Here is a 10,412-nt window from a genome sequence, read left to right on the forward strand (position 1 = left end):
ATTAAAGAGCCTTTGAATATAACTGTAAGTATAATAACCTAATTACTACCGGCTATCCTCTTAAAGTAAACGCGTTTTAGTGCAAGTTTGCAACGACAGAATTAAAATTTGCATAGTGCGGTAGATCAACTTGGAACCACCCATCTTTCAATGGTTAGATATTTTTTATTGCAGGGAATGATTTGTAATCTTTCGGCAGTTTACCTATTGAAACATCTCGTATCGTCCTGTACCGACGGGTGGCTTACGCACTTGTCAATCCCTCCAACCTCATACAAAGCGTTAGAACAGGTATCAATCAAATCTTTCAATGTCTATTTCTTTTAACAGTTGCGCAGGTATTTATCTATGATGCGGTAGCGGATTAAAGTATTGCGGTTGACAGGTATAGGGTTGAAAATATTGTTTAAGAACATCTTTTAACGCCTAAATGAGTCATACGGAAAAATCCATTTAAATTTATTGCTACTGTTGGTGTGTTAGGAAATACAATAACGCTATTATTGCAAAGAGAATAAAGGGATATACTGCTACGAAAGCAGAAATATTTTGCTTCTCTTTAGTATCAACCGATAGCTTATAAATTATTGGAATACTATACCGTTCACCTATGTGTTTCAGAATTTGATTGCAAAAATCATAAGCTTTCGTTTGGTTTAAAAGTACATAGTCTTCATGAATTGAAAAATAAAACAGTTTTTGCGGATTGGTGTCAGCTTTAAGAATTACGTATGCAATACATGCTGGGATATCTTGATAGCGTACTCCACCATTAACCATTTCAAATTGCAGCTCCTTGATATTTTCTACAGTAAAAGTTACTTCCTCTTCACTTTCTTCTTTGTAGCAAATATGCATATCCGTAAGAGTTATTTGCCAGCTTTTTCGATCGTAAGGACCAGCATATACACAATTTATAAAATTATCTTCTATTGTAATTTTGCATTTGTTATAAGTCAGGACCATTCCGAAACAGTGATTTTTTGTTGAAGCAGGTAAAGGCAATCAGTACTTTCCACAATTATATAAAATATTCTATAATATTTTTCACTACGCAAAAAGGCTGCGCACCTGCTGCTAATCTTTGTAGCGTTGTTGGCATGCATGGCTGTAAAAAAGAACCGTGCATGCCTAAGCAAGGGAATAGTTTTATATTAATCATTCAATCTTTAACCTGATGTTATTAACAATTACCACCACACACTCGCCTGCCACCGACTTGGGCTATTTGCTGCACAAGCATCCGGATAAATTGCAAACAGTAGAGATATCTGCCGGTAAGGCACATATATTTTATCCGGAAGTAAACGAACAGAAGTGTACAGCCGCATTGTTACTGGATATTGACCCGGTTGGCTTGGTACGCAGTGAAGGCCCAAAGGGAAATGACTTTGCATTGGAACAGTATGTAAACGATCGCCCTTATGTAGCCAGTTCGTTCATGAGCGCGGTTATAGCCAAGGCGTATTCATCGGCCTTAAATGGCAGGTGTAAAGACAAACCGGAGTTGCCTTTGGTAGTTATGCCTTTTGAAGTTACAATAGCCGTTCTTCCGGTTAAAGGTGGCGAAGATGTTTTGCGTATGCTGTTTGAACCGCTGGGTTATGAGGTAATATGCACCCGGCATGAATTGGATCCGGCTTTTCCGGAATGGGGTAACAGCCGGTACTTTACGGTAACGCTTAAGCATAACCTTACCCTGCAACAACTGCTTTCACATTTGTATGTACTTATACCAGTTTGCGATACCGATAAGCACTACTGGGTATCTAAAGACGAAATAGAAAAGCTGCTTACAAAAGGCAAAGACTGGTTAGAAGCACATCCTGCAAAAGAAATGATTGTACGCCGCTATTTAAAAAACCAGCGTTCACTGGCCAATCAGGCATTAAGTGTGCTATTGAGCAAGGATGAAAGTGATGAGGAAGAAAGCGTTACTGAAATGGAAGAAGCGCCGAATCAAGTTGAAGAGCCCAAAATGAGAATTCATGAACTTCGGCTGCTGGCTGCGAAAGAAGTGTTACTGCAATCGGGTGCCAAGCGAGTAGCCGATTTGGGTTGCGGCGAAGGCCGGCTCATCAAGCTTTTGATACCTGAAAAGCAGTTTGAGTACATTTTGGGTATGGATGTAAGTTACCGCTCGCTCGAGATTGCCAAAGAGCGCTTAAAGCTGGAGCGGATGCCCGAACGTCAGGCCCAGCGCATACGGCTGATACAAGGCTCGCTTACTTACCGAGACAAGCGGCTGGAAGGTTTTGATGCGGCGACACTGGTAGAAGTGATTGAGCATTTGGATGAACCAAGGCTTGCGGCACTCGAAAAATCAGTTTTCGAATATGCACGTCCGGTAACTGTGGTGGTTACTACACCCAATGCCGAGTATAATGTACGGTTTGCTAATCATGAGGAAGGCAAAATGCGCCATAGCGATCACCGTTTTGAGTGGACCCGGGCGCAGTTTGCCCATTGGGGTAACCGCATCGCACATGAGCATGGTTATACTGTAACCTACCAACCCGTTGGCGAGGTAGACGAAGAAGTAGGTGCCTTAAGCCAGATGGCCGTGTTTACTTATACCGGTCATGCAGCAGATACAGTAGTTAAAACATTAGAAGCGTAACAACATGTCAACCATAAAAATACCGGAACTTTCTTTAGTAGTGCTGATGGGCGCTACCGGATCTGGAAAATCAACTTTTGCTAAAAAGCATTTTAAGCCTACCGAAATTGTATCGTCAGATACCTGCCGTGGCTTGGTAAGCGATGATGAAAATAACCAGGCAGCTTCATCGGATGCTTTTGCATTGGCGCGATACGTAGTTGGATTGCGTTTGAAACGGGGCTTGTTAACCGTTGTTGATGCCACTAACGTACAAGAAGAGGCCCGGCGTGATTGGATAAAACTGGCCCGCGAGTACCATGTACTACCGGTTGCTATCATCATCAATGTGCCGGAAAAGGTTTGTGTAGAACGTAATAAGCTGCGCAGCGACCGCAATATGGGGCCGCATGTAATTCCGCAGCATATTTCGCAACTAAAACGAAGCTTTAAAAAGCTGAAGTATGAAGGTTTCAGGCATATCATTGAGCTCCGCTCACAGGAGGAGGTAGATACCGTTGCTGGAATCATCCGCGATCCGTTGTACAACAACAAAAAGCAGGAAACCGGACCATTGGATATCATTGGTGATGTTCATGGCTGCTACGATGAATTAACACAACTGCTTACCAGCTTGGGTTACACCGATAATGGCACCACATGGTTGCACCCCGCAGGCCGCAAGGCTGTATTTGCAGGCGACCTGGTAGACCGCGGGCCTAAAATACCCGAAGTGCTGAAATTAGTAATGAGCATGACCAAAGCCGGTGCCGCCTACTGCGTACCCGGTAACCATGATGTAAAACTGATGCGCTGGCTCAATGGGAAGAATGTGCAGCCTAAACATGGGTTGGAACAATCCATCGCACAGCTGAGTAATGAAACGCCGGAGTTTAGGGAAGAAGTGAAGCGCTTTATAGATGGATTGGTTAGCCACTATATGTTCGATGACGGTAAACTGGTAGTAGCCCATGCCGGGTTGAAAGAAAACATGCAAGGCCGTGGTTCGGGCGCCGTAAGGGAATTTTGCTTGTATGGCGAAACTACTGGCGAGATAGATGAGTTTGGCCTGCCCATCCGCTATAACTGGGCCAGCGAGTATAAAGGCAAAGCAACTGTAGTATATGGGCATACGCCGGTACCGCAGGCACAATGGCTTAACAATACTATTGATATTGATACAGGTTGCGTGTTTGGTGGCTCGTTAACCGCTTTGCGGTATCCGGAAAGAGAATTGATTTCCGTAAAGGCGGCACAGGTTTATTGCGAACCGGTAAGGCCCTTGGATTATAAAGCGCCTGTAGCTGAACTGAACTTACAGCACGAGAACGATCATGTATTGGATATAGCTGATTTTACAGGAAAGCAAATTGTAGAAACTCAATATGGAAACAATATCACCATCCGCGAAGAAAATGCTATTGCAGCATTGGAAGTGATGAGCCGATTTGCCATCAATCCAAAATGGCTCATTTATTTGCCGCCAACTATGAGTCCGTCAAAAACGAGTATACTGGACGACTACTTGGAATTTCCGACCGAAGCTTTTGAGTATTATAAAGAAAACGGCGCAGGCAAGGTGGTATGTCAGGAAAAGCATATGGGTTCGCGTGCTGTGGTTATTGTGGGTAAAGATGAAGATGCCATTCGCAAAGCCTTCGGTATTATTGATGAAGGTATAGGTACAGTTTACACACGTACGGGGCGAGCATTCTTCAACGAGAAAGCCACTGAACAAGCACTATTACAGCGGCTAAACATAGCGTTGACTGTCTCCGGCTTTTATGAACGGTTTAATACTGATTGGGTATGCCTGGATACGGAGCTGATGCCTTGGAGCGCCAAAGCACAGGCCTTGTTGGAAACTCAGTATGCGGCGGTAGGCTCAGCAGCAACGCATGCCTTGGCTGAGGTTTGTGAAGTGCTGGGCCAGTTTGCGAGGAGAAGCGGTGCTGCTGAAGAGTTAATTGATACTTACCAAGCCAGACAAGCAGAAGCCGGCCTTTTTGTAGAGGCTTATCAGCGTTACTGCTGGCCGGTAAATAGCTTAGAGGATTATAAGCTGGCACCATTTCACATCCTGGCAACAGAGGGTAAACAGTGGACCACCGAGAACCATGAATGGCATATGGAAGAAATTAAACGCGTTTGCCTGGCCGATCCAGCCATACTTGTGGCAACACCTTACCGCGTTGTTGACTTGGATGACGCAGCCAGCGTGCAGGCTACAACCGACTGGTGGCTGACCTTAACGGAAAAAGGTGGTGAGGGGATGGTGGTAAAACCGTATAATTTTATCACCACCAACAAAAAAGGCTTGATACAGCCCGCTATAAAAATTAGGGGGCGCGAGTATCTGCGCATCATCTACGGGCCGGAATATACTGAGTCGCAAAATATAAGCCGCTTAAAGGCCAGGGGTTTAGGCGCCAAAAGAGGGCTGGCCTTCCGTGAGTTCGCTTTGGGCGTAGAAGGCTTGAAACGCTTTACTGCTAAGGAGCCCTTAAGGCGCGTACACCAATGCGTATTTGGTGTATTGGCGATGGAAAGCGAGCCGGTTGACCCAAGATTATAAATTAGTTTTACTATAATCATGAATGAAACTATAAGGATGAAGTTGCTCGAACTAGAGCAGCTTCATCATATAAAAATAATTTACGCGTGCGAGTCAGGTAGCCGGGCCTGGGGCTTTGCCTCGCCGGATAGCGATTTTGATGTACGTTTTATCTATGCCAGGCGCACGGAGGATTATTTGCGGATAGCTGACATCTCCGATACTTTAGGCTTGCCGGTAAATGAAGTGCTGGACATCAGCGGCTGGGACGTCAAGAAAGCACTGCAGCTTTTCCTGAAGTCGAACAGCCCTCTGTACGAGTGGCTGCAATCGCCTATTGTATACCAGCAGGATAATGACTTTATCGGTGAATTGAAAGCATTGATGCCTAAGTATTTTTCGCCCAAGGCAAGCGCTAATCATTATTTGTCGATGGCACATAATACGCTCATGCAGGATTTACAGGCGGAACAGGTGAAGCTTAAACGCTATTTTTATGCCCTGCGCCCGGCTTTAGCTTGTTTGTGGATTATTGAAAAGCAAAGCGTGCCGCCTATGGAGTTCACGCCTTTAAGGAACTTGGTTCAAAATCAGGATGTGCAGGAAGGTATAGACACAATAATGCTTATAAAACAAGCAGCAGATGAAAAAGCCTTGATAGCACCAGTCGATGTACTGAACGACTGGCTTACTTTAACGCTCGCCTATTGCAAAGAAAAAGTGCCTTTGCTAAATAGTACCAGGCAGACAACTGAAGAATTAGATGACCTTTTTAGACGAGCTATAACATGATGACTTACTCCGAATTCAAGCGGCAAAAGCAGTTCATCTTACTGGATTGCATCAGTGGTAGCACAGCTTATAACCTGAAAGTTGCAGGTTCTGATACCGATAAGAAGGGCATCTTTATCATGCCGCAAAATCAATTATATGGGTTCAACAGGCAAGAGCAAATCGGCAATGATAGTAATGATGAAGTGTACTTCGAGATAGGTCGCTTTCTGGAACTGCTTACCAAGAACAATCCTAATATACTAGAACTGCTGAGTACACCTCAGCAGTTCATTCTGTATAAGCATCCGTTATTGAGTTTGATTAAAGCCGAAGACTTTTTATCAAAGCTTTGCCTCGACACGTTTGCGGGGTATGCGCAAACGCAAATTAAGAAAGCACGCGGGCTCAATAAAAAGATTAACAAGCCGTTGGATAGCGAACGCAAATCTGTACTGGATTTTTGTTACGTGGTTCATGGAAACGGAAGTGTGCCGCTAAAAGAGTGGCTTAACGAAACAGGTTATTCGCAGCAACATTGCGGTTTAACAGATCTGTCGCACTTTCGTGATGTTTACCTGCTATATCACCAATCTCAATTAACTGATGGTACTTGGTTTCGGGGCATTGTATCTGGAACTGATGCAGATGATGTGCAGCTAAGTTCTGTTCCTAAAACTATAGAACCTTTGGCTGTCATGAATTTTAACAAAGATGGATATTCGGTATATTGTCGAGAATATCGGGAATATAAGACTTGGGAAGAAAAGCGCAACCAGCGTCGTTATCAAAGCACACTTTCGCACGGAAAAAGTTATGATGCAAAGAACATGATGCATACTTTCCGATTGCTAAATATGGCCGAAGAAATTGCTTTGTATAGTGAAATAAGAGTGCATCGAACTGACCGAGACTTTCTGCTAGAAGTCCGAAATGGCGAATTTGAATTTGATGCGCTGATGAAAATGATAGATGAAAAGATGGAACAGATTAAAGATTTGTACCAAAAGTCCGATTTACCCGACCGGCCAAATACTAATGCAGCAGAAGATATATTAATACAAATTAGAAAGTGCTTTTATGAAAGAGACATAAGGCAAACTCTCTGACGCGCTATTGTTTAAATTTAGTTTGTGTAACGAACTTTTAAAAATTAAGCCGTTTTTAATTGTAGGGAAACTTTCTAGACATGAAAGTTTGCAAATAAAATTTTGTAGACTTTCATATTTCATGCATGAGGCGTTGTGCCTCAAATACCTGCTATTTCAGTGCTTTACGGTAGCTGTCAAAAACTCTGGCTTGCGTCGGTAACACTTGTCATCTTTTGCATATCAGTGTTCCAGCGTTCGGGTTTAACCTACCTCCAGGTGGTAAATTCTACTCGCCCCCCACAGTATTAACCTAAGATAAGCTGGTACAATGCCATTACTGAGTGCTCTAGACTTCTTTAAAGAGAAGTTGATAGAAATGGTTCTGACCATCGCTCAAACAATTAATGTTATTTTATTAAATAATTACTGGTTTAGTGAAACCTAATTTCGGGGTATTCATTAGGTTTCAATCAGACTGATATGAATTGCGTTTAGATGAAGCATTGATATAGTGCAACACTTACTTTTTGGTGATGTCTTATATCCAAATCAATCAAGACCTTATATGAAGTTGTATTTTTATAGAGGAAGTATATTAAGCTTTCTTTTGTTTTTTAGCATTATTCATCAAAGTGCAGCACAGGCTATTTCTGGTAGGATAATAGAAACGGTGGGTAAGGGAATTGAAAATGCAAACATAACAGTTTTAAATGCTACAGATTCAAGTGTTGTAAAATATGGCGTGAGTGATAAACAAGGTTATTTCGAGCTTACGAATTTAAATAATGGTGTATTTATTCTTAAGATAACTTGCATAGGGTACCACACTCGATTGTTAAACAATATTAAATTCAACAGTTCTTCTATTAAATTAACGGACATCGTTCTTGGCGTAGAGTTAAAGAAGTTGCATGAAGTCACAATCGTTCAAAAAACGCCTATTCTTCAGCGAAAAGTTGACCGATTAATATTTAACCTAAACAGCACGATAATGGCAACTGGTTCTTCACTGTTTGAGGCTTTGCGCGTAGCACCTTTTTTAACAGTTTCCGATAACAGTGTTTCTATGGTTGGTAAAGGAAGTATGGGGGTTATGATAAATGAAAAACTAATCAACTTGAGTGGAACGGACCTGACTAACTACCTTAAAACACTACGGTCAGAAAATGTTGAAAAAATCGAAATTATTACCACCCCTCCGGCAAAATATGAGGCACAGGGAAATGCTGGGTTAATTAACATTGTTTTAAAGAAAAATGAGTCTTTGGGATGGCGTGGGTCATTAAGTTCGTCGTTTATACAGCGAACCTGCAGCTCCAATAATAACAATCTGGCTCTTTTTTTCCGGTCAAAAAAAGTTAGTAGTTCTTTTACATTTAATCAATCAAATTATCGCGGTGTTATAAAAGAGTCGAACGATATAACCGGGCAGCCTAACCCAATCCTTAGCAACGGCCAGCGTGTAACAACTACACCAAATTTGCAGGCCAGTTTGAGTATAGATTATGAGTTGAACAAACAAAATAACGTCGGGTTTATCTATAATATATCAGACGGCAAAGCGCGCACTACCTTAAATAATAAAAGCAGCTTTAATACGGGCAATACTGTCGACTCGGTTTTGAACACCATAGCTGAAATTTCGAGACCATTATTCACGCAGACTTTAAATATATATCACGATTTAAAGATTGATTCGACCGGAAAGAAATTAAATAGTTCTGTTAATTTTTTCACAAACAAACCAGAAATAAAAAATGACTTTATTTCTGAATCTGATAATAACTACGCTACAGTGCGAAATAATAGTTTTTCGAAATACAATATCTGGTCTTTTCAGTCAGATTTAACATTGCCTTATAAACGGGTAACCATAGAAACAGGCATTAAATTTACCAATTTTAATAACAGTGCTGATGTGGAATATTATAATTACATCCACGAAAGTTTCTTGTTAGATAAGACGCGCAGTAACGCATTCAACTATACCGAAAATAATTTGGCCTCCTATATCAGCACAGAATCTGAATTATCAAAAAAATGGACGGTCAAAGCAGGATTACGATATGAGTATACTTTTATGGATGGCTATTCGCCTACTTTAGACCAGCGTAATAAACGTAGTTATGGCGCCTTATTCCCCACAACCTATCTCATTTACAAAGCTAATGGGAACGATGTTTTTTCTTTAAATTATTCGAGGAGGATCAATCGTCCTGGCCTTAATTTCTTAAACCCCTTTGCATTTTATTCCAATATATATAGTTATTCCGTCGGTAATCCACTTTTATTACCTTCATACAGTAACAATATAGAACTTAGCTATTTATATAAAGGCATGTTTTCTTTTACCGTATTTACACAGCATACCAGTGATTTATTTTCATCAATTACAACGGTTAACGGACCATCAGTGATTTCAAGGGTAGAAAATTATCTATCTCAGGATAACCTTGGGGCCTATGCATCATTTAATCGCGCATTATTCAAATGGTGGGACAATAGCATCACCGCCTCTTTTTCCTTTGTGTCCTCAAAATCTACAATAGAAAACATTTCCACTCAGAATGGAACTTCTGCATCATTTAACGTCAACAATAATTTCAAGGCAACTCCCAAGCTGAGTTTTTATCTTAATTACAGTCAAACTCTTCCCTCAACCGGTGGAAACGTTTACACATACGGTCAAAGTAATTTAACAGCAGGAGCCAGATTAAAGTTATTGAATAATAATTTGATAATAAGCTCATCCATTTTAAAGGGAACGGCAAGCACGTATGATATACGTTTCAGTGATTTTGTGCAGACTATAAAAACGGATTACGATTATAAAACATTCAACCTTGGTCTAACCTACTTATTCGGAAGATCCAAGGTGTCTGGAAATAATAAGAACATATCTTTTGAAGAGAAAAAAAGAGCTCAAAAATAGCATGTTCTGGCCTCCCCAGTATTTATAAAAAAATTGAAGAAGTGGTTGACGGATAGTAGGTATAATAGAGCGGAGCTTGGAGCAGTATACCTGAAGGGCTTTATTGCTTGTTTTTAAACGCCTGGTTTTAATTTGAATTAAATGGGTGACGAGATTGGTCTCTCATTAATTTAAAACAATAATTCCATACCTCCAGAAGTCTTCCGCCTAGTCCATTAATGAAAGTTCATCAGCAGAATCAATATTGTATACTGATTTGCTTTACTTACTAAAAAAAAATTCTTCTTAGAATAAGTAATTATGTTGAATTGCTGTTATTATTCTAAAGCAATGAAGGTAAATGCAAGGTTGAAAATGGCTCCTTAAATTGCACCCTTGAAAAGCATTTACATTAAAATATAGCCCTTGACATAATCTTAAAGGCTATATTTTAACGTAATTAGCGGAGAGGGAGGGATTCGAACC

7 protein-coding genes are annotated in these 10,412 nt (G+C 41.0%); 5 read left to right on the forward strand and 2 right to left on the reverse strand.

The genetic code is table 11. The features are described from left to right. Positions 1–200 precede the first annotated feature (200 nt). Complete coding sequence (locus GPM24_RS22440) at positions 201–311, reverse strand: hypothetical protein (protein ID WP_500784482.1); 111 nt, start codon at positions 309–311, stop codon at positions 201–203. A gap of 154 nt (positions 312–465) precedes the next feature. Then, positions 466–966, reverse strand: coding sequence for a hypothetical protein (locus GPM24_RS20415; RefSeq protein ID WP_158829279.1), 501 nt, complete (start codon positions 964–966; stop codon positions 466–468). 211 nt (positions 967–1,177) lie between these two features. Here GPM24_RS20415 and GPM24_RS20420 point away from each other — a divergent pair, with 211 nt between their 5' ends. From GPM24_RS20420 to GPM24_RS20440, 5 genes are all read left to right on the forward strand, one after another. Then, entirely contained in the window at positions 1,178–2,620 is a 1,443-nt protein-coding gene (locus GPM24_RS20420) for a 3' terminal RNA ribose 2'-O-methyltransferase Hen1 (RefSeq protein ID WP_158829281.1), read from the forward strand. Positions 2,621–2,624: 4 nt separating this feature from the next. After that, positions 2,625–5,174 (forward strand): polynucleotide kinase-phosphatase, encoded by a 2,550-nt coding sequence (locus tag GPM24_RS20425; RefSeq protein WP_158829283.1) that lies wholly within the window; start codon positions 2,625–2,627, stop codon positions 5,172–5,174. An 18-nt stretch (positions 5,175–5,192) separates the two neighbouring features. Further along, a complete protein-coding gene (locus GPM24_RS20430; RefSeq protein WP_158829285.1) occupies positions 5,193–5,945 on the forward strand; it encodes a nucleotidyltransferase domain-containing protein in 753 nt (250 codons plus the stop codon). Continuing rightward, the gene (locus tag GPM24_RS20435) at positions 5,942–7,033 is read left to right on the forward strand and encodes a DNA polymerase beta superfamily protein (RefSeq protein WP_233268918.1); all 1,092 of its coding nucleotides are present in this window, start codon (positions 5,942–5,944) and stop codon (positions 7,031–7,033) included. The genes GPM24_RS20430 and GPM24_RS20435 overlap by 4 nt, the downstream gene beginning before the upstream one ends. A gap of 547 nt (positions 7,034–7,580) precedes the next feature. Further along, complete coding sequence (locus GPM24_RS20440) at positions 7,581–9,947, forward strand: outer membrane beta-barrel family protein (RefSeq protein ID WP_158829287.1); 2,367 nt, start codon at positions 7,581–7,583, stop codon at positions 9,945–9,947. Positions 9,948–10,412 lie beyond the last annotated feature (465 nt).

This window comes from Mucilaginibacter lacusdianchii (assembly GCF_009770985.1).
Lineage (GTDB): Bacteria > Bacteroidota > Bacteroidia > Sphingobacteriales > Sphingobacteriaceae > Mucilaginibacter > Mucilaginibacter lacusdianchii.